Consider the following 25,067-nt stretch of genomic DNA (forward strand, 5'->3'; position numbering starts at 1 on the left):
AGCAAGGAACCGACCCATGGCATCGGTCAACAAACAGCAGAAACGAAACCAGCGCGCCAAGGTGAAAGCCAAGCAGAACCGGGTTAAGCGCGCCACTGCGCCGAATGACTTCCTCGACCCGAACGATGAGCGCATCGATCTGGAAACCGTGGACCTATCGGACCTGTTCCAACTGATGGGTGCCGCCGAAAAGATCAGCCAACAGGCCATGTGCACGGCCTTCCTGGGCCATCCACTGCTGGAGTTGGTGCTGGAGCAGGAAGGTGAGGAAGAAGCCACTGACTTCATCATTACCGCCCTGATCGAATATCGCCGCCTGACCACGGGTGTCGATGAGCAGACGGCGCTGGACTGGGTGGAGAGCAAGCAATTCCAGGCTGACTATGTCGCTGCCTCCCAGGCTCTGGCGCAAGGTAAGGTCTGAGCAGCGAAGGGACTCGCGCTTGACTACAGGCTGTAGGGATAGCTCCTACACACCAAGGCCAACGGACATAGGACGGCGTCATCCCCGTCCTGCATAAATCAGTTATTTTTCCCTCCAAGCAATCAGCCCCGTCCGGCATCATCGAAACGTCGCCTGGAGCATCCTTGCGGTCCGCCCCCTCTCAATGGCTGGATACCGCGATGACGCCACTGCTGCCCCAGGATGACCCACAGCTTGCCCCCTTGATCAACGAACTCGGCGAGCTGATTCGTCAGGCTCGCCAGAAGGCCATCACCCATATCAGGGAAATGAACCTCGGTACAGAGGACGTCATCAGGGATCCGGCAGTCCTGAAACTCCTCGGGCTGCCCCTTGCTGGTCCCCTTCTGGAAAGGGGACTGGAGCAGGCCTTGATCGACTATCTGCAGGGCTTCCTCCTTGAACTGGACAAGGGCTTCGCCTTCGTCGCACGCCAACAGCGCATCAGCACCGAAAGCAAAGACTTCTACATCGACCTGGTCTTCTACAACTACCTGCTCAAGTGCTTTGTGTTCGTCGATCTCAAGCGCGGCGAGCTCAGCCACCAGGACATCGGCCAGATGGATATGTATGTGCGTCTCTACGATGACCTCAAGCGCGGCCCCGACGATAAACCTACCGTGGGCATCATTCTCTGCGCTCAAAAGGATGAGTCGGTGGCGCGTTATTCCGTGTTGCAGGGCAATGAACAGCTATTCGCCAGCCAGTATCAATTGGTGCTCCCCACCGAAGAAGAGCTGCGCAACGCGCTGGATCGCGAACAGGCACGCCTTGAGGAAGGGGCAATCGGGCGCAGTGACTTCAAGGAATAAAAGCTGATCGCGCACTCAGAAAACCCATGTAAGCTTGATGCGCTTTTTTTCCAGCAACGCTCCAGTCAATGAGCTCCATCTTGCATGTCACCGGCCTCTTCCCCCCCTTCCTTGATCCAGACATTGCGGACCGAAACCGCGGAGCTGCACGTCGCCCTGGAAAAACGCCTGCCGTTTTTCTCGCCAGAGTTGGACCTGGATCTATACCGGCGCTTGATGGCGGCCTACTACGGTTTTTATCAGCCCCTGGAGCAGCGGCTTCACAGGCTGGCGCTGATTCCAACCGGGCTGGACCAATCCTTGCGCATCAAACTCCCGGTATTGCGGGCCGATCTCGCGGCTCTGGGCCTGGATGACGCCGCTATAGAGGCACTGCCCACCTGCCAGGCACTGCCACGAATAGACTCCCGAGCCGCCGCCCTCGGCGTTTCCTATGTGTTGGAAGGCGCAACCCTCGGCGGGCAGATCCTGCGGCGCAGGGTGGCCGAGCAGCTCGGTCTTGATGCGTCCAGTGGCGCGGCCTTTCTCGATGTGTATGGCGAACTCACCGGCCGACGTTGGAAGGATTTCCTCCAATACCTGGACGACAGGAACCTTGGCGAGGCCCGGACGCTCGAAGTCACACGCGCCGCCAAGGCGACGTTCACTCATTTTGAACACTGGCTGGACAGCCAAAAGGTACTGTTATGACCTCGGAAAACCAGGAAGCCTTCGAAGAACTGCTGGCCAATTGCGCAGACGAACCGATTCGCTTCCCCGGGGCCATCCAGCCTCATGGTGTGTTGTTGATGCTGTCCGAGCCCGATTTCGTGATCCGTCAGGTCAGTGCCAACGTGTTGCAATTGATGGCGCACGATCCCCACAGGCTGTTGGGCCAGACCCTCGACGCACTGTTGGGGCTGGAACAGGCCGAGGCGATCCTCGTCGCCTGTCGCGCCGCCCCGGATAGCGACAACGTGCCCGTGGCCATTGTCGTGAACCAGCAGCGCTTTGATGCCCTGGTGCATCGCCATCAGGGGGCCCTGATCGTCGAACTGGAACAGCACCTGAGCGACTATCGTCCCGAAGGCGTCAGCGGCGAGGCCAACCTGGGCCGCATGCTGCAACGCCTGCAAAGTGCGAAGACCCTCCAGGCCTTGTATGAAATCAGCGTGCGGGAAATCCAGGCCATGACCGGTTACGACCGGGTGCTGATCTATCGCTTCGAGGAAGAAGGCCACGGCCAGGTGATCGCCGAGGCCAGCGCACCTTCAATGGAACTCTACAAAGGGCTGTTTTTCCCAGCGTCGGATATTCCCGAACAGGCCCGTGAGCTGTATCGCACCAACTGGCTGCGGATCATCCCCAACGCCGACTACGCACCGGTGCCGCTGGTCCCGGAGCTGCGGCCCGACACCCTGGCGCCCCTGGACCTGAGCTTTGCCACATTGCGCAGCGTCTCGCCGATCCACCGTCAGTACATGAAAAACATGGGCGTGTTGTCGTCCATGAGCATCTCGTTGATGGACGGCGAGCGCTTGTGGGGGCTGATCAGTTGCGGCAATCGCCAGCCATTGCTGGTGCCCCATGAAATGCGCATGGCCTGCCAGACTATCGGCCAGGTGCTGTCGCTGCAGATCAGCGCCATGCAGGCGCTGGAACTCACCCGGCAACGGGACGCCAAGCTGGAAGACCTCAAGGTCCTCGCCACTGCCATGGTCGAGTCCAGCGACAATGTCTTCGATGGCTTGTCCCACGAGCCGCAACGCCTCATGGACCTGACCGGGGCCGGCGGTGTCGCGATTTTCGAGGACAACAAGCTGCATCGCCACGGCCAATGCCCGGAACCTGAGCAAATCCGCGAGCTGCACCAATGGATTCTGGAAACCGGCCAACCGGTGTTCGCCCACCACAACCTGGGCAGCGTCTTCGCACCTGCCAAGGCTTATCAGGATGTGGCGAGCGGCGTGTTGGCGATCCACCTGCCCAAACCGGTAGAAAACGGCGTGCTGTGGTTCCGTCCCGAAGTGAAGCAAACCCTCCAATGGAGCGGCGACCCGCAAAAACCCCTGGACCTGGAAAACAGCGAGACCGGCCTGCGCCTGCGACCCCGGACATCTTTCGAGATCTGGAAAGTCGAAATGGCCGGCATCAGCACCCAATGGACCCATGGCGATCTGTTCGCCGCCAACGACCTGCGGCGCTCGGCCCTGGAAAACGACCTGGCCCGTCAGGTGCAAAAGGAACGCCAGGCCGTGCAAGCCCGCGATGAACTGGTGGCCGTGGTGTCCCATGACCTGCGCAGCCCGATGACGGTCATTTCCATGCTCTGCGGCATGATGCAAAAGGCCTTCAGCTCCGACGGCTCCCACAGCTCCAAACGAATCTCTTCCGCCATCGATACCATGCAGCAGGCCACCAGCCGCATGAACGCGCTGCTTGAAGACCTGCTAGACACCTCGCGCATCGATGCCGGGCGCTACACCATCAATCCCCAGCCGACTAATGTCAGCCAGATCTTCGAAGACGCCTGTTCGCTGCTGACACCGCTGGCCACCGCCAAGGCCATCGATATGTCCTTCCATGCCGAACCCAACCTGCGGATCAACGCCGACCCCGAGCGGCTGTTCCAGGTACTGTCCAACTTGATCGGCAATGCCATCAAGTTCACGCCGCAACAGGGCTCGGTGGGGATCAGTGCGATGTCCGTCGGTAACGAGATCGTGTTCAGTGTCCGCGACACCGGTGAAGGAATTGCGCCAGAGCAATTGCCTCATGTTTTCGAGCGCTACTGGACGACCAAGGAAGGCAACCCGAACGGCACCGGGCTGGGGTTGTACATTTCCAAGGGGATTGTCCAGGCCCATGGCGGTAAACTGCACGCCGAAAGCCGGCCAGGCCAGGGCAGCGAATTCCGCTTTACCGTGCCGAAAATCGACTGAGCCGGGCACCGTCCCCTAACGAATTGGAAACCGAAGCCCAATGGCCTCACTGAACAAACAGCAAAAACGCGCCAAGCGCGCCAAAGACAAAGCCAAGCAAATCCGCATGACCGGGCGCAAATCGATCCCGATGTATGGCGACCCGGCCCACGCCACCGCCCAGCCTCCAGTCTACGTGCTGGAATTGTTCGCCAAGTTGCGCGACGCCGAGGCCATCAGCCGCAGTGAAATGCTTGATACGCTGCTGGCAAATGTTAGCGAAATGATCATCGAACGCCCGGGTCTGCTCGACCTGAAAAACGCCGAAAACGAAAGCATGGCGGCGACCAACCTGGCCGCCGACATGTTGGTGGACTACCGCATGTGGGTCGATGAGATGGACCGCGAGACCGCCCAGCGCTGGCTTAGCACACCGGAGTTCATCAAGGACTTCAGCGAGGCGCTGGACCGCTATCGCCAAGTCCTGGAAAAAGAATCCGCCGCCGAATAAGCCGGCCGGCTATTCGTCACTGTTCCAATGGAACACCAGTTTGCGCGCGGCCCCGCTGCCTACCTCAGCCGTGTCGCGCCGCGCTTCACCATTGCGCGTCGCCACCACGTTGTACTTGCCCGGTGGCAGTTGCACATAAACCAGCGGCCCTGCATCGCTGAGGGTCAGCACTATTTCTCCCGATACCTTTTGCACGGTCACGTCCACGTCCGGGACGTATTTGTTTTCCGGGCCGATCGCAAAGGTCATGTGCAAGTTGTAACCCTGGGCCTGCTCGATGGCCCGGGCTTCGTCCTCGCCGATACCGCCGGACAGATAAGTGATGCCGTTCTGCTGCATGGGTTGGACTTGGACGCCTGTGTTGTCTACAGAGGTCAGGTTGGTGGCGTTGAGGGCGATGGGGAACAGCAGAACGCTGATGGCGATGAAAGGTAATACGACATAATGAATGAGCTTCATGGCGAGGACTCCAAGTTCTGGAAACAACTCACATGAGTTTTTGTTGGAGCACAGCTGCGCGTTGAGGTTTAGATCGATTAGGACTATTGGCTAGGACGAGATCATTCCTGCAGCCGGTATATCCCATTGACATATCCCTTCATTATCCTATGCTTCCCATTGCATTTAGTGGAGGACTGCACATGGAACAAACCACCCTTTTCATGAGCAACCGCAGCCAAGCGGTCCGGCTCCCCAAAGCAGTGGCGATGCCAAGCGACGTAAAGCGTGTAGATGTGATCGCCATAGGCAGAGCGCGCATCATTACACCGGCCGGCGAAGCGTGGGACAGCTGGTTCGACGGCGATAGCGCGACAGCAGACTTCATGGCAGAGCGTGAGCAGCCTGCCGATCAGGAGCGCGAGTCTTTCTGATGATCAAATTCATGCTCGACACCAACGTCTGTATTTTCACCATCAAGAACAAACCTCAGGTCGTTAGAGAAGCCTTCAATCGTCATCACGGCCAGCTCTGCATCAGCGCCGTCACGCTGATGGAGTTGATCTACGGTGCAGAAAAATCATCCGCCCCAGAGAAAAATCTCAGCGTCATCGAAGGGTTCTGTGCCCGACTTGAGGTTTTACCTTTTGGTTATAAGGCTGCAGCACATACCGGAATGATCCGGGCAGAGTTGGCAAAGATTGGCAGACCAATCGGCCCCTACGACCAGATGATTGCTGGCCATGCCCGTTCCCTCGGGCTGATCGTGGTCACTAATAACCTGAAAGAATTCGAAAGAGTCCCCGGACTGCGCATCGAAGATTGGAGCACTGCGCCGAAGCCGGGGTTGTAACTTCGGTGGTTTGAAGTTAAAAAAACCGCTCCATCGAGCCTCCTATGGGAGTGAGCTTGCTCACGATGAGGCCATCAACTTCACATCTGCGTTGGCTTTTCTGCCGCTATCGCGAGCAAGCTCGCTTCCACAAGTTTTAGGGCCACTTTCTTTAACGAGTAACGGAACCACACCCATGGCCTCCGCGAACAAGCAACAAAAACGCGCCAAGCGTGCAAAAGCAAAAGCCAAGCAAATACGCGTCAGTCGTACAAAGCCTGCTGCCACCACGTTTGATCTTCCCGAATACGACGATCCCTACTTCCTGGATGCCCTGCAAGACGAATTCGCAGAACGCCCCAGAGACTTCCTGTCGCTGTTTTATGAAATGCGAGACGCCGAAGAAGAGGCGGGGCGCATCGACATGATGGTCAGGATGATGGGATTACTTCTTGCCATGACGAGTGAACAGCCCGAGCTGCTGGATAATGAAAATGCTGAAAACGAAGCCATGGCGGTCCAGATTCTGACCGAAAACACCCTGGTCGCTTACCGAAAGTGGGCTGACGATATCGATCAGGAAGCAGCGGAAGATTGGCTTCACAGCCCTGAAGTGCAGGCGGATTTCGTAACTGCAAAAGCCAGCTTCAAAGAGGTGCTCAAAATACTGTGGGATCTGGAGGACGCTCCCGAATAACCCAACAGACTTTTGATTGCGGCAACGCTCATCCGGTTAACCCTTCCAACCCCCGCCCAAAGCTGGCACCATCGCGCCTTTTTTTACGCGACTCCCCAGGCCTTTCACCGGTAACCAAAGTTCAAACGGCCGTTCGGTTGTTGATGGCGCGACAGTCTGCTGTGCCGATGCGACAACCTGCCGCACATCACCGGTTTACCGCCCGTCGCGCTGTTGGCGGCCATTCGGACGCATGCTAGCTTGGCCGCCTCGCCAAGGAAGGCTGCCAACAGCAAGGGAGCACATACCATGAGGACCGCACATGGCCCAGGCCACGCCCGCGCTTGAAATCCGCAATTTGCACAAACGCTACGGACAGCTGGAGGTGCTCAAAGGCGTCTCGCTGACCGCCCGCGACGGCGATGTGATCTCGATCCTCGGATCCTCCGGGTCCGGCAAGTCCACATTCCTGCGTTGCATCAACCTGCTGGAAAACCCCAACCAGGGCCAGATCCTGGTGGCTGGCGAAGAGCTCAAGCTCAAGGCCGCGAAAAACGGTGAACTGGTGGCCGCCGACGGCAAACAGATCAATCGCCTGCGCAGCGAGATCGGTTTTGTCTTCCAGAACTTCAACCTTTGGCCGCACATGAGCGTGCTCGATAACATCATCGAAGCCCCGCGCCGGGTGCTTGGCCAGAGCAAGGCCGAAGCCGTCGAAGTGGCCGAAGCGCTGCTGGCCAAGGTCGGTATCGCCGACAAGCGCCACGCCTACCCGGCCGAGCTGTCCGGCGGCCAGCAACAACGCGCCGCCATCGCCCGCACCCTGGCGATGCAGCCCAAGGTGATTCTGTTCGACGAACCCACCTCCGCCCTTGACCCGGAAATGGTCCAGGAAGTACTTAGTGTGATCCGCGCCCTGGCCGAAGAAGGACGCACCATGCTGCTGGTCACCCATGAAATGGGCTTCGCCCGTCAGGTTTCCAGCGAAATCGTGTTTCTTCATCAAGGCCTGGTCGAGGAGCAAGGATCGCCACAGCAGGTCTTCGAGAACCCGCTTTCGGCGCGCTGCAAACAATTCATGTCCAGCAACCGCTAACGGAGCAGTACACATGCAGACCTACAAGAAATTCCTCATGGCCGCAGCGGCCAGCCTGGTCTTCTCGGCCAGCGCCATGGCGGCCGAAAAACTGAAGATGGGCATCGAAGCGGCCTATCCGCCGTTCAACAACAAGGACGCCAGCGGCCAGGTCGTAGGGTTCGATAAGGACATTGGCGATGCCTTGTGCGCCAAGATGAAAGTCGAGTGCGAAGTGGTCACTTCCGACTGGGACGGCATCATCCCGGCCCTGAATGCCAAGAAGTTCGACTTCCTGGTCTCGTCGCTGTCGATCACTGAAGAACGCAAGCAGGCCGTGGACTTCACTGACCCGTACTACTCCAACAAACTGCAATTCATCGCGCCAAAAAATGTCGACTTCAAAACCGATAAAGCCTCACTCAACGGCAAGGTCATCGGGGCACAACGCTCCACCCTCGCCGGCACCTGGCTGGAAGATGAAATGGGCAGCGACATCACCACCAAGCTTTACGACACCCAGGATAACGCCTACCTGGACCTGACCTCCGGCCGCGTCGACGCGATCCTGGCGGACAAATACGTGAACTACGACTGGCTGAAAACCGATGCTGGCCGTGCTTACGAATTCAAGGGCGACCCGGTGGTGGAAAGCGACAAGATCGGTATCGCCGTGCGCAAGGGTGATCCGCTGCGCGACAAGCTGAACGCTGCCCTGAAAGAAATCGTGGCCGACGGCACCTATAAAAAGATCAACGACAAGTACTTCCCGTTCAATATCTATTGATATTGACGTGCCTGGCCGGCGCAGCTCTCTGGCGGCGCCGGCCCTTAGCAAAGCCTGCCGCGATATGAATTCCTACCCATGATGATCGATCTCTACGGATTCGGCCCGGCGCTTGCCGCCGGCGCGCTGATGACCGTCAAGTTGGCGCTCACGGCCCTCTGCCTGGGGCTGGTACTCGGCCTGCTCGGCGCCTTGGCCAAGACCTCGCCGCACAAGCCGCTGCAATGGCTGGGCGGCACCTATTCGACGCTGGTTCGCGGCATCCCGGAATTACTCTGGGTACTGCTGATCTATTTCGGTACCGTCAACCTGATGCGTGCCCTGGGTGAGTATTTCGGCAACCCCGACCTCGCCCTCGACGCCTTCGCCGCCGGGGTCATTGCCCTGGGCCTGTGCTTTGGCGCCTACGCCACCGAAGTGTTTCGCGGCGCGATCCTGGCGATCCCCAAGGGCCACCGCGAGGCCGGCGTCGCCCTCGGCCTGTCGAAGTGGCGGATCTTCACCCGGTTGATCATGCCGCAAATGTGGCGCATCGCCCTGCCTGGCCTGGGCAACCTGTTCATGATCCTGATGAAGGACACCGCGCTGGTCTCGGTGATCGGCCTGGAAGAAATCATGCGCCATGCGCAAATCGGCGTGACCGTATCCAAGCAACCGTTCACCTTCTATATGGTCGCCGCCTTCATGTACCTGGGCCTGACGGTGCTCGCCATGATCGGCATGCACCTGCTGGAACGACGCGCCGCCCGTGGATTTGCCAGGAGCACCCAATGAACTGGGACGTCATCATCAAGTGGCTGCCGAAGCTGGCCCAGGGCGCGACGCTGACCCTGGAACTGGTGGCCATCGCCGTGATCGCCGGGCTGCTGCTGGCGATTCCACTGGGCATCGCCCGCTCTTCGCGCCTGTGGCAGGTGCGGGCATTGCCCTACGCCTACATCTTCTTTTTCCGTGGCACACCGCTGTTGGTCCAGCTGTTTTTGGTCTACTACGGCCTGGCGCAATTCGATGCCGTGCGCAGTAGCGCGCTGTGGCCGTACCTGCGGGATCCGTTCTGGTGCGCCACGGCCACCATGACCCTGCACACGGCTGCCTACATCGCCGAGATCCTGCGCGGCGCGATCCAGGCCATCCCCCGTGGCGAGATCGAAGCCGCGCGGGCCTTGGGCATGTCGCGGCCCAAGGCGCTGTTCTACATCATGCTGCCCCGCGCCGCGCGCATCGGCCTGCCGGCCTACAGCAACGAAGTGATCCTGATGCTCAAGGCCAGCGCCCTGGCGAGCACCGTGACCCTGCTGGAACTCACCGGCATGGCCCGCACCATCATTGCCCGGACCTATATGCCGGTGGAGATCTTCTTCGCGGCGGGTATGTTCTACCTGCTGATGTCCTTCGTCCTGGTTCAAGGTTTCAAGCAACTGGAACGCTGGTTGCGTGTCGATGCCTGCCAAGGACGCTGACAGCGGCGTTCTGACGGGCGAGGCACTGCTCGCCCGCTTCACGGCGCTGGAGGTTTTTCTCACAGCGCACCAGGCACTGTGGAAACCACGTCCGTTCACCCATCTGCATCTGCCTTGGGAAACATCCCACCCGCAATTGGCCCAATGGCTACGCCAGCGATCGCTGGAAGCGGCGGAACACGATCATCACCAGCCATGGTTGATGGAAGACGCGCCAGCGCCCTTCCCGGAACTGGCCGCTACCTCTCGCGCGTTGAGCGCTGTCGCAGCATTACCCGCCAACACGCTCGAAGCGCCAAGCCATCGCCTGAACGTCGACGTACCCGGGCGTAAATGGCAACAGATCGAAGCCTTCGCCAGCCGCTTGCACTTCGCCACCCAGCCAACTCACTGGCTCGATTGGTGCGCCGGCAAAGGCCATCTCGGTCGCCGCTTGGTGCAAGGTGAGCAGCAACTGACCTGCCTGGAGTACGATCCTACGCTGGTCGCCAGCGGCCAATTGTTGAGCCAGCGCCATTACCTGCCCGCCACGCACCTGCAACAAGATGTGCTCGCGGCGGACGCGGCCCAGGCACTGCATCCGGGACACACCCCCGTGGCCCTGCACGCCTGCGGCGACCTGCATGTGCGCCTGATGCACCTGGCCAGCGCCGCTGGCTGTGCACAACTGGCTATCGCGCCATGCTGTTACAACCGCATCAGCAGCGAGCGCTATCAAGCGCTGTCCGACGCAGCCAACGTCTCTGCCCTACAGCTATCACTCGACGATCTCGGCCTGCCGCAGACCGAAACCGTCACCGCTGGCGCGCGTGTAAGAAGACAGCGGGACCAATCGATGGCCTGGCGCCTGGGTTTCGACCTCCTGCAACGGCAGATCAGAGGGTGCGACGACTACCTGCCCACCCCGTCGTTGCCCAGCGCCTGGCTGGAAAAATCCTTCGCCCAGTACTGCACCGATCTGGCGGCCCTGAAAGACTTATCCACAGTCGGCACGCCTGATTGGGTCGCTCTGGAAGCAGCAGGTCACCAGCGCCTGGCCGAGGTGCGCAACCTGGAGTTGCTGCGAGGCCTTTTCCGACGGCCACTGGAGCTTTGGCTGGTGCTGGACCGAGCACTTTTGCTCACGCAAAAGGGCTACGACGTTCGCCTTGGCACCTTCTGCGAAACACCCCTGACGCCGCGCAATCTTCTGTTGCTGGCAGAGCGTTACTGAGACGAAACAGCCTGTGGATAACTCTGTTGATGAAATAAACTCGGATCCAAGAAATCCGCGATTTCCTGACCGAATCAGCATTGGTCATTTTTTGTTCATATGGATAAAAAACCATGAAAACAGGTATTTGCGACGAAACGCGAAAGCGGTCACAAAATCGCAAGATACCCTGCGCGTCATCCAGCCCGTTGTGCATAAGCGTCTAAGCAAAACGACATAACCGCCGAATTCAGTGCTGCCCCGCGCCAATAATTGCGTCCACCGCGCCCGTGCTATACAACAGCCCCACGTATCGTGATTGACACAATGCCGACACACTCAAGGACTGGCCGTGACGTTCATTTCCTACGCACAAAACTTCGAAGACATACGCCTGTGGCGCGCCCTTCAATCGGTGGAAAACGGCTTTTACCTCGACGTCGGCGCCAACCATCCGACAGATGATTCGGTCACCCGCGCGTTTTACGACCGCGGCTGGCGCGGCATCAACATCGAACCGGTACCGGCCTACCACGACGCACTCTGCCAACAACGCCCGGACGACATCAACCTGCAATGCGTGGCCGGCGAAAACGCCGACAGCCTGACTTTCTACACCATCGCCGACACAGGCTTATCCACAGTAGAAACCAGCGTCGCCCAACAACACCGCGACGCCGGCATGGACGTGCGCACCCAGACCGTCCAATCCCGCACCCTGGCCTCCATTTGCGAGCAATACGCCCAGGACCGCCCCATCCACTTCCTGAAAATCGACGTCGAAGGCCATGAAGAAACCGTGCTGCGCGGCATGGACTTCAGCCGCTGGCGCCCTTGGATCATCCTCATCGAAACCCCATGGACCCGCGACCAGACCTGGGAAAACCTGGTAACCGACGCCGGCTACCAATCCATCCTGTTCGACGGAATCAACACCTACTACCTCGCCGAAGAACACCTGGCCCTCAAACCCGCCTTCGACATCCCCCCGTGCAACCTCGACGGCTTTCAACTTTGCAAAGGCCACAAACTCAGCCACCCCGTCGACGATGCAGACCTACAGCTCAGCGCCGCAGTGCAACGGGCGGAACAGGCCGAAGCCCAACTTCACGCCATGCAAAACAGCCGTGCGTGGCGAGCCTTGCAGAAAGTACGCACCCTGCTGCGCCGCGCTTGAGCATGGGTCATGCAAAAATAGTCAGAATTCAGGGGTTTACAGAACGCGCCCAATCGCTATAATCGTCGCCCACACGCCGGTATAGCTCAGTTGGTAGAGCAACTGACTTGTAATCAGTAGGTCCCGGGTTCGACTCCTGGTGCCGGCACCACATTAGGCTCCATTGCATTCCACTGAATGCCCTGGAAGCCCCGAAAACCCGCCCTTTGGCGGGTTTTTTCGTTCCAGGACCCTCTGTCGGGATCCAACAAAATCCCCCTTCCCCGAGGGTATGTTAGAGGTACTGCGATTTTCCGGTCAGGAGCGCGTACCCCTATGCCACGTCTAGCGATCCCCCTCAGCGACCTGCAATGCCGCACGGCCAAAACCCGCGAACGCGCCTACAAACTGTTCGACGGCGGCGGCATGTACCTTTTCGTCAAGCCCAATGGCGTAAAGACCTGGCGCTTGAAGTACACCAAGCCCAGCGGCAAGGAAGGTACGCTCATCATCGGCAATTACCCCATCGTTACCCTTTCCGTCGCACGGCGTAAGCGAGACGAAGCCAAGGCGTTGCTGCTAGACAACCTCGACCCAATGGAAGAAAAAAAGAAGGCCAAGATCGTAGCCCAGCGGGCGGCATTGCTTTTCGAAACCGTTGCTCTGGAGTGGCACGCCGACATGTCCCGTCGCTGGACCGAAGGACACGCAAAAACCGTGATGAGCCGACTGCGTACCCACGTCTTCCCGCTGATCGGCCAACGGCCCATCGCCGAGCTCGATACCCACGACCTTCTAGAGATCACCCAGCGCATCAAGGAACGCGGCACCATGGATGTAGCGTTAAGGGTACAGAACTACTTATCCACCATCATGCGCGGGGCCAAAAGGGCTCGGCAGATCACCATGAATCCTGCACTGGATCTGGCAGGCTCGATTCACGCGCCGCGCACAGTCCATCGCCCGGCCCTATCCCTCAACCGCCTACCCGAACTGCTACACCGTATCGACAACTACAACGGCCGCGAGCTGACACGCCTTGCCGTCCTGTTGACGCTGCATGTATTCGTCCGCTCCAGCGAACTGCGCTTCGCGCGATGGAGTGAGTTCGACCTCCAACGCGCCATGTGGGAAATCCCCGATACGCGTGCATCGATTGAAGGGGTACGCAACTCCACACGCGGTACCAAGATGAACGGCGACATTCAAATGGTTCCGCTGTCCCCGCAGGTCATCGAAATACTGGAGCGCCTGCGCAGCCTCAGTCGCTTTTCAGAGTTGGTGCTACCGGGCGACCACAAGTACTGGAAGCCCATGTCCGAGAATACGGTGAACACCATGCTCCGCAACGTCGGCTATGACACCAGCAAGGAGGTGTGCGGCCACGGCTTCAGGACCATGGCCTGTAGCGCTCTGCTGGAGTCCGGGTTATGGACCGACGCAGCCATCGAAAGACAAATGAGCCACAAGGAACGCAACCGTGTGCGTGCCGCGTATATCCACAAGGCCGAATTCCTCGAACAGCGCAGGCTGATCATGGCGTGGTGGAGCAACTACATCGACGCCAACCGCCATGGGCATGTGACACCCCACGAATTCGCTCACCCAGTCGGCGACAACATCACAGCCCTACAAAATAGCCGTGGCGCATCCAAACGTGGGTAAGCCAATGAGATCACCGCAGTCCGCCCTTCCACGCGGGTCCATCCAAGCGGGGCTGCAAAGCCGCCCCGCTTGGATGGACCTCACTTAAAAAATCTAAAGCCCACGCAAACTGTCTGTGGAAAACCACAGATTTCCACCGGTGGGTAATTTCATCCACAGCCGCAGAATTCCCGAAAATTCGAGCCTTGACCCAAATTATCCACAGGCGTAGAAAAGATCGGGCAAAGCGCTGTCGTCGACAGCAACCCAGGTAGCCAGAACCTTTGAGGCTACGCCACACCGTGGTGGTTCTCCCAAAGTGCGATTAGCGTCCGGCGGCTCGCACGGTCACTCACCGAGTGATGGATGCCTTCTTCAGATCGTTGCCATTGCGGCAAATACATCCCCCTACCCAGCTGCCCTGCAGCAACCTTTCCGCTTGGCCATTTCACTGCGCCAACCTGCGCCCGTCTCTTTCTCCCGGAAAGAGACGGGCGATCCAACTGCTGCTGCAGCCCAACTCGTACAAGGCTTTGCGGCATTCCCCCTCGTGACAATCGGCGTGACAAACACCGAAGTCACCAGCAACAGCGATGCAGATGATGGTGCCGCAGCCCAGGGAATGGACTGCACCTGACTGACAGTCAGGCACGCCCCGGTCATCACATCACTGCCTTCACCCGACTCAGGATCTCGCGGTGCTGGTCTCGTCAACCAGTGCAGCCTCCACCCGCCCACTTCCTCGGAAGTGCTCAGGAGGCCAGATCATGAGATGCCCAAGCTCCCGGTCGTAAGGAGCCGCCAGTCCCGCGTTAGAGGACATCCCCACAGGTCGCAGGGGCCTTGATCCCTGATAACACTCAACATTCTTGGCGGGATGACGTGGGGCGAGGACTGGAGAACGGAAGATGAGGTGACTGACATGGCATTGGTGGGTAGGCGCGATGGCCGTAATTCTGGTTACGGCTGGCAACTGAGCTGCGCAGGACCGCAGGCGCTGAAAGACATGTTCCGCGGCGGTCATCACGACTTCCATAGGGAATCCAGGTTTTTTTAGCGCGGAGCTTTCTCGAATAGCGGCCCACGCATCCGGCTGACATCTCAAAAAAGAAAAATCGGATACGTGTCTAAGCCTTCCGGGCGATGGCCCTTTGCCTTATATTCCGTCTCGGCCCGCTTGGGCCACACATGTCTCGCGCAGGAGTTCCAGCGCGGGCAAACCCAATCAGCAAGGGAAGTAACCCATGCGTACTCAAATCCCCCGACTCATTTTCTATCTGGAGACACACAACGGTGATCATCGATGTTAACGAAAAAGATGTAGAACTGGCCCTGGAACGCGCCCCGCGCACGCGCCTGAGCCTCGCTGTACACACCGCACTTTACCGGGTCCAGTCGTCGAAACACGACGCCAATCCCATCAACTATCGGCTTAACGCGGGTGGTCGCTTTCAGCACCCAGAAGAGCTGGTACCTGTTGCTTATTACGGCCTTAGCCAAGAGGCAGCGATCGCAGAATCGATCCAGCCCAATTATGGCGAGCCGGAACGGAAGGTGGTGAAATACTCGACGCTTTGCAAAACGTCCTTGCACACCCTGCGGACGGATCGGGTATTGCACTTGGTGGATGCAGCGGAATTAGTAACGCTGTTCGGCTTCATGCCCTACGAGCTTATGCTGCCGAAAGGCGACAAGCTGCAGGGTTACCAGCTTCCACGGTTGCTGACGAAGGTAGTCTCGGCATTGGGGTACGATGGCATCATGTACAACTCTGCCATGTACTGCCCAGCTGGCAGCCAGAACGGTCGGAACGTAGCACTCTTCGGAGGGCGGGCCAAGCAACTCTCGCCAGTCAGCTATCACACGCTGCTGGAGTATGTGCTGCCTACCAAAGAAACCGTTCTCGAATTCCTCGATAGTCGGGGCGTGATCGTAGAGGCAGGGTGATCCATGACCGGACCTTTCGCAAGAGAGGTCCGGTTTTAAAGGCCCGTTTCGATCTCTGAATCCCAATCGTTTTTAAGCAACGCATCTGCAGCAGGATCTTCAAGCAGCGTAAAGCGCCTGACGACGTCGCTGGATTCCCCAGCGCTTGGACAATCGACATCGTCGACCAAATGCTGAACCAGCATGTTCATGGCCTCAATATCTTGCGGATCTACCCCCAGCTCGGAAATCAGACGCGGGATCGCAGGGAGCACCTTATTTTTTCTGAACTGGAACGCTGGATAATGCTTTCGTCCATTGTTGGTGTAGACAACGATTCGTCCAGCCTTCACCCACTGACTAAGCGTCTCCCGACTGATGCCCAGCAGCTCGATGGCTTGGCTGCTCTTGAGCAGGTCACATCTACCCTGGACGCGTTCAAACGCCTTGACTCTCATCCGAGCCATAACCAGCTGATTTCGAGTTTCGATGCTTAGAGGTTCTTCCTTGCCCGCTTTAGCTACCTCGATAAGGCCATCCGGATGAGCAAGAACGAGGGCCTTTTCCAACGCTGGCATTGGGACTCTATTCAGGAACACCCGGTAGCGCCGGACAAGCTCCTCCACAAGAGTCTCTCGGGAAATTTCGGTGGTGTTAGCGGACATGGAACCTCCTAACGGGTTCAGACGACGGGTAACCTTCGGATATCAATATGAAGGCAACTTAACAAAACGTCAAGATGTCAGGCTGTCAGTTCGTCAGGTTTTTCTTGTCGAAATTGCGTTCACGAGTGGGCGCAAGACGGAGCACATAGGTGAAAAGTTTGTCAAGACGGGCCAATATCCGTGAGGATTTGCTCTCGTCGTCGGCCCTAGGAACGCTATGACCAACTCGACCAATCGACCGATAGAGAAACGACCATCTCAGCGCCAAGGGGTGCGCAAGGGCCGAAAGATCGACTTGCCATTCATCAAGGAATGGCTTGCAGCCGAAGTCCAGGGGGGGCCGGGGATTCATCCATAATTGGCGCATGATTGAGGAGGCTTGCGCCGAAGGACAAATGTTGGTCTGGATTGATCAGCAAGGCCCGGTCGGCTTCCTTACCCATGGGATATCGCCAAGCTCCATTCTACAGGTCAAGACCGATCGGAAGCGGCGTGGGATAGGCCGTGCATTAGTAGGGCGGGCAATCAAGGCCGAAGAAGCCCGTGATAATGCCGTCCTGGTTGTCCAATGCGAACCAGCGACCTCGATTGAGTTCTGGAAAAGCATGGGCTTTGAAACACATCGGAATAACCCGCATGACCGTATTGTGTATATGCAACGGCTTTCGACCAAGCGCCATTCACAAGTCACCGGGGATGAGATGGTCTTGATTACAATCCAGGTATTCGCTGAGGCTGTCCTCTACAACGAGGGCGCACCGCACACAGCCATCCCAGACCGCGTCTATCATGTGCATGGACGATACGATGATAGAACGCACGACATCGCGCTGGTCCACCGCGTTTCCATCAGCCATGAGCCAGCTTTAAAAGATCCGGTCATCGAAATAAACATGGGCGGTTTTGAGATCATGCCCAGGATGAAGGCCAAGCGAGAAGCGGCCAGAGCGGCGGGGGTTGTCGAGACTGACTATGGTTGGTACATCGACGTGATCAAGAGAAGCGCAGAGCCAAAGACGTAGAACACCCCATCGGGGGGGGAAAGCGGGGCGTTTGCACACAGCCTGAATGGTTCCTTATTTCGTAGTCGGTTCCGAACGCCTATTTTCTGCCTTTTTCTGCCGTTTCTCAGCTAGCATTTTTAGCGGGTGGTCGCAGCTCCCCCTAAAGCCCTTTCAAGATCTCATATCGGCAGCAGCAGACATCCGCTCGCAGTGCATCAATCAAAAGAGCCCAAAAAATTCCCGATTCGATTCCACGGAAAGCCATAACTAGCTGATTTATTTATAGATACCCTTTGAGGTACGTCAAAAAATCCACCAAATTCCAGCCCCGCGAAAACCGGGCCCTAGCGGCCAACAACCGTTCGTCTGGTGCCGGCACCATACAAAACGAAGCCCTCGCAGAAATGCGAGGGCTTTGTTGTTTCTGGAAGAATTCAAATCTCCTGAAAGCCGGATAAAGGCCAACACCGCCTTATCAGCATCGACAGCCCAGCGTTGCTCGACCGTCTGCTCGTTACAATTTCACGTCAGTGCAACGTTGACGGTCTCTTACACCTACCTATAATGCATCCCAACACACCCGCCAAGCCTAGGTTGACCCAGTCAGCAAGCTCAAATCGTGCGGGTTTTTTTTTGCCTGGAGAAAACTACATGAGGCCCTTCGACAAACCGGCCCTCAGCGTAGAACAGCATTGGAACTGCTAAAACAACGAGGCTTGCACATCGCCAACGATGATCGAGCCATGCGTTTTCTCGAAGTGGTCACGCTGTTTCGCCTGAGTCCCTACATGCGCCCCTTTCAGGAGCCAGGCCCTGAACATACTTTCAAGCCCGGCAGCACACTGAAGGCAATCGTCGACATCTACCGCTTCGATGGTTCATTGCGGCGCATCACCATGGATGCTATCGAACGTGTCGAAGTCGCCATACGAGCGGTACGCCGAATTTTCCAGCAAACACCAGATGCCCGAAAAACCTACTCTCGCCGAAACATACCGTTCGTCTGGTGCCACCATACAAAACGAAGCCCTCGCAGAAATGCGAGGGCTTTGTTGTTTCTGGGCGTTCACTTTTCCTCCACCCCCTGAAAACCTGTGGGAGCGAGCTTGCTCGCGATGAGGCCATCAAACCCATCGACAATCTTTCAGCCAGGACAATCGGCAGCCTTTCCTGGACCCGCTCAACCAAACAGCATCTTTTGCCAATGATCCTCACCCACAATGGCAATCGAAGCACCCGCCTCCCAATGTCCAGGTACAAAAATGCCCCCGACAGCGACGTTGTGGGGGCTTGTCACCAGCGATCAGCCACTGGGCCTAGGCTGCTTCCACTGAAAGCGAGAGGCGGCGACCGAGTTGCTCCAAGGCGCGCTCGACGTTCTCGATCTTGGAGTGGTGTAAGAAGTCGACCAGACGATCTACTTGAGGCCTTTGTACGTCCAGGCGGCGCGCCAGTTCGGCTTTGCTCATTCCAGACTCCAGAAGCGCATTCCACAGCCCAACCTTGGCTGCAGTTAGAGCAGGCAGGCGGAGCACGAAATGGCCTGTCTTCCCACCTGGTTTACCGTCGGGAATTGCCCGACGTTCATCGACGTAGATGGACAGTGCTGTCTCGATCGCATCAAGGGCGCCGTCCAAGGCTTCTGCGAGATTATCGCCAGCGGCGTGAATTTCCGGAATTTCCGCGCACGACAGCCAGACGCAGCCCGGCTCCTCGTGAATTTCCAACGCATATTCAAACATGCCGCTTCTCCTCTGCCTCAACTACGTACAGCTAGGCCTCAGTCCTTGAGGCCCAGTTGTTTGATTATCGATTTTCTCAACCCTTCGCCCATTTCCTTGGCTCCATGGTCGGGAAACACAGTTGACTTGCCATTCAAGGAAACCTTGAAGTGACTGCCCTTCCCGGGTTGAAACTCAACCCCTTGGGCTTTCAACCATCGCCGAAACTCGCTGTATTTCATTTGCATACCTCGCCGTTTCAGCGAGGCAATCGTGCAACAAAAAAGTTGCATCAGCAACATTTATGTTGCGCATCGATTCGCCGGGCGACGCCCGTCAGTCTCCGATGGTCCAAATGACCATCGGATATCGAGATCACCGGCGAGGAATGAAATAGGCCACGTGTCCGATCGTCATCAACCAAACAGGCGAGGCTATAAGTCGTCTAGCGAAACCTTAACCCGCCGCGGGGCTGCGGACGTTCGCTTGAATTTCCAACTCGTGCTCACGACGCTTTTCGTTTCAGGCTCATCTGCTTCGCAGCGCCTGCTTGGGAGTCACCGGATGAACATTCGTCTATTTCACGGGAGCCGGGAAGACCCAGGAGCCTGTCGACTCGCTTCACTTCGACGCGGGATACCCGAGACGCTGGGCGCTCGTCACGCTCAATTTCGCTCATCTGGGTCATGCTCTCGACCAGACGCTTGAATAGACACTTTTCCATTGTGGTCCTCTGTTTCAACTCGCTCAGTCAGGTGATCCGTTTTTCGACTGTCAGATTATGCATGGATGCAAGCAAGCCCTATTGCCGGTTTTTTCACCCGTTTTTCTTGTATCCGACGTCGGATCGATCTCGATGGAGAGCCAAACTATTACCTGAGCGTACCTAAACCTCACCCGCCAGCATCGCGCCACGATTGCACCCTACCCAATCGCCCGCTACTCTCCAACCGTCGCTGCCAATTCAGCGACCGGGCCTGAGAACCCGAGTAAGATGCAGGCGCTACAGCGCCAGAACCACGTTTTGCGGCGTTTTTTTATGTCCGCATTCCGTGCAATGGCGGCTGTGCGTGGGAGACCTTCGGGTCTGCCGGGTTCCTGTATCTCCGGTTTCTCAGCCTGCGCACAGCTGCCACCCATTCGCCTGAGAACGAACGTGGCAGCTCTCATTTGATATGGGAGTTTATCGATGCACGCCATGGATCTGCTGCAGCCTCGCTTTATCGCTTTGCTAGCCACCACCCGCTGCCAATTGGCAAATGGAGGTGCGCAATGACCCATCCCAGAGACCTCAAAACCCCAGGCCTAACCCCCTTCTGCTACCACTCCGACCGCCCGCTCTTCCGCGTCAACAGCGGGATCCCCATCGGCGAAGCCCTGTCCCACGCCTCCGACCTGCTCCACGTTGCCAAGGTCCTGGCCGAGGACGCGGCGATGATTCGCAGTACGGATCGGTATGCCTGGGCGTCGTGTTATTTGCAGGATATGAGCAAGGCCGTCATCGATGATGTGGTGAAGGTGCTGGAGGCGCCGGGGAGTAATCCGGCTTAAGGGCCGCAGGCGCAATGCTGCTCACGAGCGGGGCAGCGTTGGGCTTTCCTCAGTCACCACGAAATAAAGAAGGGCTGCTGCGCAGCCCAGCGGGAGCAAGCTCCCTCGCCACGGCTCATCTAATCATTCCCCCCGCCGATAGCCTCGAATAAGGGCATTGCCTGTTCCAAGGCTCCGCTTGCGCTCAACTACACTTCCCAGAATTCCCCCGCTCCAAGGAGCAGTAAGCGATGAAAATCCGCACCAAGGTCATAGGCTCGGGGTTGGTCAGTCTTTCTTTTGCGCTGTTGCTCGGCGGTATCGGGCTGTGGGGTTATCACTCGATGACCGAGGCCCTGGTGCAGAACGAAACCAGTATTTCGGCCATGCGCAAGCACATGGAAGCGGACATGATGCACGACGCCATTCGTGCCGATGTGCTCGCCGCCCTGCTGGTGAAGCCGGGGGATGCCCAGGGGGCGAAGGAAGTGTTGGAGGCGTTCGATGAGCACACGCAGCGAATGCGCAAGGTCATCGCCGAAAATGCCGAGGCGAAGTTGCCGGGGGATGTCGCCAAGGCGATTGGCGAGCTCAAGCCCCAGGTCGAAACCTACATCGATAAAGCCAAGCAAGTCATTGGCAAGGCGCTGAACGGCGCCCAGGATGGCCAGGCCTTGCGGGCGGAGTTCGACGGGGCGTTTTCGGCGCTGGAGGAGCGCAACGAAGCGGTGAGCGAGCTGATCGAAAACCAGGCGCAGTCATCGCGAGAGCATCAGGACCACAGCATTCACACCTCGGAGCGCTGGCTGATCGCGACGTTGCTGGCCACTTGTGTGGCGCTGGCGCTGTTGTCGTGGAGCCTGCTCAAGGCGGTGCTGACGCCGCTGAACAAGATCATCCTCAATACCCAGGCGATTTCCCAAGGGGATTTGCAGCGCTCGATGGGGGCCCAGAGCAAGGATGAGCTGGGTCAGTTGCAAGGCGTGATCGAGCAGATGCAGACCAATCTACGGCAGATGATCGCCACGATCCGCAGCCAGAGCGATCAATTGCACGGCACCTCCCAGAATTTGGGTAATACGGCCCGGCAGATTGTGTCCAGCGCCGATCAACAGGCCCAGAGCGCGACCAGCATGGCCGCGAGCATGGAGCAGATGATGGCGAACATCAGCCAGATCCATCAGCACGCCGACAGCGCCCGGACGATTTCAGCGCAGTCCGAGCATTTGGCGAGCAGCGGTGGCCAAGTGATCCTCGGGGTGGTGGAAGGCATGAACCGGATCGCCGAGGTGGTCAACCAATCGTCCAGCAAGATCACGGCGCTGGACGCCTCATCCGAAGACATTCATTCGATTATCCAGGTGATCAAGAGCATCGCCGAACAGACCAACTTACTGGCCCTCAACGCCGCCATCGAGGCCGCTCGCGCCGGTGAGGCGGGCCGTGGTTTTGCGGTGGTGGCCGATGAGGTGCGCAACCTGGCGGCGCGCACGACGCAGTCCACCCAGGAAATCACTGCGATGATCGAGCGCATCCAGTCCAGCGCCCGAGACGCGGTGGCGAACATGCAGGCCTGCGTCAGCCGTGTGGACGAAGGCGTCAACCTGGCCCAGCAGGCCGGGGTGTCCATCAGCGAAATCCGCACCGGTGCCCGGCATGCGGCCGAAGTGGTGGAGGAAATTTCCCAGACCATTGCCGAACAGTCCAAAGCCAGTGATGAAATGGCCCAGCGTGTGGAGTCGATTGCCGAGCAGTCTCGCGAGAACACCCGTTCCATTCACAATCTGACGCAAACGGCGGATCAATTGAACGATGCGGCGGGGTCGATGCAGGCTTCGGTGCAGCAGTTCAAGATTTGATCAATAGACACTCTTGTGGCGAGGGAGCTTGCTCCCGTGGGCTGCATAGCAGCCTCTGGTTTCAATAATCGCGAATTATTGAAAATTATGGCTGGGCAATAATTATTGCCCAGCCATAAAACACCCCAAAAACCTGACTCACACCTCGCTCACCTCAAACACAAACGAAATCTCCCGCTTCTGGGCGCTCCAGACGTACCGGATATGCTTGCCCTGCACGGGGATCGAAACCGCTGGCGGGCGAAACGCGGCCACGCATTCGTGGCCGGTCAATCGGACGCTGTTGTACAGCAGCCCCCATGACAGGGTTTCACGCAGTTGTCGGGCGAACACTTGGGATGGACCGTAGGCGGTAGGGTCCGGGTCGTGGAGGTGGGGATAGTCGTGGCGGATGTCGTGCAAGGGTTTGACGACCTTGTTGACGTAAGTGCGCATGGTCAACTCAAGGTCGGGCTCGTTGGTCGCGCCGAGGAATCGTGCCTGGTGATAGCAGGTTTCGGCGATGGCCGCTTCCTGGCTGCTGGCGGCGTAGTAGACGCCGAAGGTGCCATCGCTGAAGCGGCTGCTCTTGCCGATGTGAGTAAACGCCGCCATCACCGGCGAGGAACCGGGCCCGGAAATACGGTCCTCGGGGCGTACCCGGGACAGCACCCCAGCCTGTTCCATCAGCCGATCGTTGGTCAACGCTTCCAGCGCGTAGGCGGTGGGCAGGTCTTCAGGGTCGAGTACGTCTTCAAACAGCGAAATCGGCGGGAAGCTGCTGTTGACGATCCGATAGGCCCGTTTCCATTGCGGGTCCGCCAGTGGTGGCACCATCAGCCGCGTACTCCGTCGAGGTATCGCCGCACATCAGCGATGTCCACCACCCGACCGGTCAACATGTAGGACAGCGCCGACTGGCCGTTGAACGGTGCCGCAGTGTTGGGGCTGCTGACCCACTGATAGGCACGGTCCCGGCTGTTGCTGAAGATGATGCTCAGCGCCTTGTGGATACCCATGAGGTAGGAAATGCGCTCCAGCGTATCGCGAGGCAGCCTCACGTTTTCCGGCAATTGTTTGTACTTGTAGAAGGTCGTATTTCCCACCTTGCCCAACAGCGTACGCTGCTGTTCGACGCTGCAGCCCCAGAGCGCCATGAGATTGAAGAAAAACTTCAACGCGACTCGGCCCGCGTCCGGGGAGTCCAATTGTTGCTGTGCGTTGAGGGTAATGGAGGAAGTCGCCATGGGGTTGGGCTCCTTTATAGCGGGGTGACGTTTAGAGGATAGTACAGATATGGATTATTTTTAAGTTTTTATTCGCAAGCGAACAAAAACCTGAGTAAATCATTTCCGGGCTTCTCCTTGTTACATTTCTGACATAAAGAAGAGCACGGGCCCGGATTGACATAAACCTTAGCCATGCCGGAAAATCGGCTTCAAGAGCGCGAAACCGACTGCCTTCAGGTGGCGATAGTCGGCGTTAGGAACCCCGTTGATAACCTGAACATCAGCGCTCGGGTGAGACCTCTTCTCCCCTGCTTGAGGGAGCACAATATCAAGCGCCTCTTCAAAGAAAGCAGCCCTTGGGCTGCTTTTTTCATTCTTGGGGGGCCAGGCATCGCTGATAAACCAAATGGCCATGCCTGTGCTTGTTGAGTGCTTTCTTATCGCAATTCATGAAATTCCAGAGTACGTGTCCATGATCGACATTGATCACCACAAGCATCTGGTATTTCGCCGCGTAAGCGCCGATGAACGCGAGGCGATACGAACCATCAGAATAGAAAACCCGCCAAATCTCCAAAGGGTTGCGCACCGTATCCACTGCAAATTCCGTGAAGCGCTCTCGGGCGTTGGGTCTTTTCTCAACGATATGTAAAAGGTCGCGCCGTCTGACAATCACCGGCACATAAGGTGTGTCTATCCAGACGGTATCCATACCTTCCTGCAGCCCAAAACCCAGGGCTACTTGTTTCAGGGCGCTGTCGAAGTCAACTGCACCGGGTAATTCCCGCACCGGGGAGGCCGTTGGTGTGACTGAAATATTTCGAATATCGAGCAAGCCAAGATCTTTCCAGCTTGTTTGCCCAGACACCTCCTTCGTCCCAGGAAGATTCATGCAAGTGACCTTCAGCAACCACTTGCATGTTTCGTAGACGCCGGCAATTGCCTTTATCCAACCGATCCAGACGTGGCGATGCCTCTTTAATGTAAGCGCCACATTTCAACCGTTCGAACAACGCGCGGATATCAGCCAGAGTCTTTTCTTTCCTGGGAAATTTCTGACAAAGTTGCAGGCAAAGCGGTAACCAGGCGAACGATGCAAGCCAATTCACGCCAAACCGGCAAAATCCCCAAATCCCGCATAAGCTCCAACCATCGCCGGCCAGCGCTTTTCGACACAAAATCGCGACAAGCGTGAAAAGGTGCATGAT

General features: G+C 57.8%; 26 protein-coding genes, 1 tRNA gene and 1 pseudogene. 21 read left to right on the plus strand and 7 right to left on the minus strand.

The features are described from left to right. The first annotated feature begins 16 nt into the window (after positions 1-16). The 5 genes and pseudogenes from M1D99_RS28280 (at position 17) to M1D99_RS28300 (ending at position 4,686) form a co-directional block, all read left to right on the plus strand. Positions 17-424 (plus strand): hypothetical protein, encoded by a 408-nt coding sequence (locus M1D99_RS28280; protein ID WP_250961883.1) that lies wholly within the window; start codon positions 17-19, stop codon positions 422-424. Between the two features lie 278 nt (positions 425-702). Beyond that, positions 703-1,275 (plus strand): annotated as a pseudogene (locus M1D99_RS28285) (PDDEXK nuclease domain-containing protein); the annotation flags it as partial. Between the two features lie 84 nt (positions 1,276-1,359). Next, entirely contained in the window at positions 1,360-1,965 is a 606-nt protein-coding gene (locus tag M1D99_RS28290; RefSeq protein ID WP_458131126.1) for a biliverdin-producing heme oxygenase, read from the plus strand. Continuing rightward, on the plus strand, positions 1,962-4,196 hold the full coding sequence (locus tag M1D99_RS28295) for an ATP-binding protein (RefSeq protein WP_458131127.1): 2,235 nt from the start codon (positions 1,962-1,964) through the stop codon (positions 4,194-4,196). The genes M1D99_RS28290 and M1D99_RS28295 overlap by 4 nt, the downstream gene beginning before the upstream one ends. A 40-nt stretch (positions 4,197-4,236) precedes the next feature. After that, positions 4,237-4,686 carry a hypothetical protein gene (locus M1D99_RS28300; protein WP_458131128.1) on the plus strand — a complete coding sequence of 150 codons (450 nt, stop codon included), beginning with the start codon at positions 4,237-4,239 and terminating at the stop codon, positions 4,684-4,686. A 9-nt stretch (positions 4,687-4,695) separates the two neighbouring features. Here M1D99_RS28300 and M1D99_RS28305 read toward each other — a convergent pair whose 3' ends face one another. Further along, positions 4,696-5,145: a carboxypeptidase regulatory-like domain-containing protein gene (locus tag M1D99_RS28305; RefSeq protein ID WP_458131129.1), complete on the minus strand. Its 450-nt coding sequence runs from the start codon at positions 5,143-5,145 to the stop codon at positions 4,696-4,698. A 182-nt stretch (positions 5,146-5,327) separates the two neighbouring features. On the opposite strand from M1D99_RS28305, the gene vapB reads away from it, so the two are divergent. From vapB to M1D99_RS28365, 12 genes are all read left to right on the plus strand, one after another. Further along, positions 5,328-5,558, plus strand: coding sequence for a type II toxin-antitoxin system VapB family antitoxin (gene vapB, locus M1D99_RS28310; protein ID WP_058546214.1), 231 nt, complete (start codon positions 5,328-5,330; stop codon positions 5,556-5,558). Continuing rightward, complete coding sequence (gene vapC / locus M1D99_RS28315) at positions 5,558-5,977, plus strand: type II toxin-antitoxin system tRNA(fMet)-specific endonuclease VapC (protein ID WP_458131130.1); 420 nt, start codon at positions 5,558-5,560, stop codon at positions 5,975-5,977. Before vapB ends, vapC begins: the two co-directional genes overlap by 1 nt. Before the next feature lie 175 nt (positions 5,978-6,152). Beyond that, a complete protein-coding gene (locus tag M1D99_RS28320; protein ID WP_434572985.1) occupies positions 6,153-6,653 on the plus strand; it encodes a hypothetical protein in 501 nt (166 codons plus the stop codon). A gap of 301 nt (positions 6,654-6,954) precedes the next feature. Beyond that, entirely contained in the window at positions 6,955-7,728 is a 774-nt protein-coding gene (locus tag M1D99_RS28325; protein WP_079301527.1) for an ABC transporter ATP-binding protein, read from the plus strand. A 13-nt stretch (positions 7,729-7,741) separates the two neighbouring features. Further along, complete coding sequence (locus M1D99_RS28330) at positions 7,742-8,494, plus strand: ABC transporter substrate-binding protein (protein WP_186707262.1); 753 nt, start codon at positions 7,742-7,744, stop codon at positions 8,492-8,494. 78 nt (positions 8,495-8,572) lie between these two features. Further along, positions 8,573-9,268, plus strand: coding sequence for an ABC transporter permease (locus M1D99_RS28335; protein ID WP_186707263.1), 696 nt, complete (start codon positions 8,573-8,575; stop codon positions 9,266-9,268). Beyond that, positions 9,265-9,954: an ABC transporter permease gene (locus M1D99_RS28340; RefSeq protein WP_039592683.1), complete on the plus strand. Its 690-nt coding sequence runs from the start codon at positions 9,265-9,267 to the stop codon at positions 9,952-9,954. The genes M1D99_RS28335 and M1D99_RS28340 overlap by 4 nt, the downstream gene beginning before the upstream one ends. After that, the gene (locus tag M1D99_RS28345; RefSeq protein ID WP_458132172.1) at positions 9,935-11,167 is read left to right on the plus strand and encodes a methyltransferase; all 1,233 of its coding nucleotides are present in this window, start codon (positions 9,935-9,937) and stop codon (positions 11,165-11,167) included. Before M1D99_RS28340 ends, M1D99_RS28345 begins: the two co-directional genes overlap by 20 nt. Before the next feature lie 331 nt (positions 11,168-11,498). Beyond that, positions 11,499-12,323, plus strand: a complete 825-nt coding sequence (locus tag M1D99_RS28350) for an FkbM family methyltransferase (RefSeq protein WP_458131131.1) — start codon at positions 11,499-11,501, stop codon at positions 12,321-12,323. A 75-nt stretch (positions 12,324-12,398) separates the two neighbouring features. Next, positions 12,399-12,474: transfer RNA gene (locus M1D99_RS28355), tRNA-Thr, on the plus strand. A 164-nt stretch (positions 12,475-12,638) separates the two neighbouring features. Then, on the plus strand, positions 12,639-13,967 hold the full coding sequence (locus M1D99_RS28360) for a tyrosine-type recombinase/integrase (RefSeq protein WP_458131132.1): 1,329 nt from the start codon (positions 12,639-12,641) through the stop codon (positions 13,965-13,967). A 1,272-nt stretch (positions 13,968-15,239) separates the two neighbouring features. Continuing rightward, the gene (locus M1D99_RS28365) at positions 15,240-15,893 is read left to right on the plus strand and encodes an RES family NAD+ phosphorylase (RefSeq protein WP_458131133.1); all 654 of its coding nucleotides are present in this window, start codon (positions 15,240-15,242) and stop codon (positions 15,891-15,893) included. Between the two features lie 35 nt (positions 15,894-15,928). On the opposite strand, the gene M1D99_RS28370 is transcribed toward M1D99_RS28365, so the two are convergent. Further along, positions 15,929-16,537: a hypothetical protein gene (locus tag M1D99_RS28370; protein WP_458131134.1), complete on the minus strand. Its 609-nt coding sequence runs from the start codon at positions 16,535-16,537 to the stop codon at positions 15,929-15,931. A 365-nt stretch (positions 16,538-16,902) separates the two neighbouring features. On the opposite strand from M1D99_RS28370, the gene M1D99_RS28375 reads away from it, so the two are divergent. Continuing rightward, entirely contained in the window at positions 16,903-17,559 is a 657-nt protein-coding gene (locus tag M1D99_RS28375; RefSeq protein ID WP_458131135.1) for a GNAT family N-acetyltransferase, read from the plus strand. 725 nt (positions 17,560-18,284) lie between these two features. Then, a complete protein-coding gene (locus tag M1D99_RS28380) occupies positions 18,285-18,629 on the plus strand; it encodes an Abi family protein (protein ID WP_458131136.1) in 345 nt (114 codons plus the stop codon). Between the two features lie 228 nt (positions 18,630-18,857). Here the strand turns inward: M1D99_RS28380 and M1D99_RS28385 are convergent, their stop codons facing one another. Together M1D99_RS28385 and M1D99_RS28390 are read right to left on the minus strand one after the other, a co-directional pair. Beyond that, positions 18,858-19,283 carry a type II toxin-antitoxin system HicB family antitoxin gene (locus M1D99_RS28385; RefSeq protein WP_458131137.1) on the minus strand — a complete coding sequence of 142 codons (426 nt, stop codon included), beginning with the start codon at positions 19,281-19,283 and terminating at the stop codon, positions 18,858-18,860. A gap of 38 nt (positions 19,284-19,321) precedes the next feature. Beyond that, positions 19,322-19,504: a type II toxin-antitoxin system HicA family toxin gene (locus tag M1D99_RS28390; RefSeq protein ID WP_045154859.1), complete on the minus strand. Its 183-nt coding sequence runs from the start codon at positions 19,502-19,504 to the stop codon at positions 19,322-19,324. 1,030 nt (positions 19,505-20,534) lie between these two features. Here M1D99_RS28390 and M1D99_RS28395 point away from each other — a divergent pair. Both M1D99_RS28395 and M1D99_RS28400 read left to right on the plus strand, forming a co-directional pair. Further along, a complete protein-coding gene (locus M1D99_RS28395; protein ID WP_411386221.1) occupies positions 20,535-20,813 on the plus strand; it encodes a DUF3077 domain-containing protein in 279 nt (92 codons plus the stop codon). 230 nt (positions 20,814-21,043) lie between these two features. Next, on the plus strand, positions 21,044-22,651 hold the full coding sequence (locus M1D99_RS28400; RefSeq protein ID WP_458131138.1) for a methyl-accepting chemotaxis protein: 1,608 nt from the start codon (positions 21,044-21,046) through the stop codon (positions 22,649-22,651). Positions 22,652-22,789: 138 nt separating this feature from the next. On the opposite strand, the gene M1D99_RS28405 is transcribed toward M1D99_RS28400, so the two are convergent. The 3 genes from M1D99_RS28405 to M1D99_RS28415 form a co-directional block, all read right to left on the minus strand. After that, positions 22,790-23,467, minus strand: a complete 678-nt coding sequence (locus M1D99_RS28405) for an RES family NAD+ phosphorylase (RefSeq protein ID WP_458131139.1) — start codon at positions 23,465-23,467, stop codon at positions 22,790-22,792. Beyond that, positions 23,467-23,877 (minus strand): MbcA/ParS/Xre antitoxin family protein, encoded by a 411-nt coding sequence (locus M1D99_RS28410; protein WP_060739641.1) that lies wholly within the window; start codon positions 23,875-23,877, stop codon positions 23,467-23,469. The genes M1D99_RS28405 and M1D99_RS28410 overlap by 1 nt, the downstream gene beginning before the upstream one ends. 352 nt (positions 23,878-24,229) lie before the next feature. Next, positions 24,230-24,751 (minus strand): PBECR2 nuclease fold domain-containing protein, encoded by a 522-nt coding sequence (locus M1D99_RS28415; RefSeq protein WP_458131140.1) that lies wholly within the window; start codon positions 24,749-24,751, stop codon positions 24,230-24,232. Positions 24,752-25,067: the final 316 nt, after the last annotated feature.

The organism is Pseudomonas sp. R3-41, from assembly GCF_054161485.1.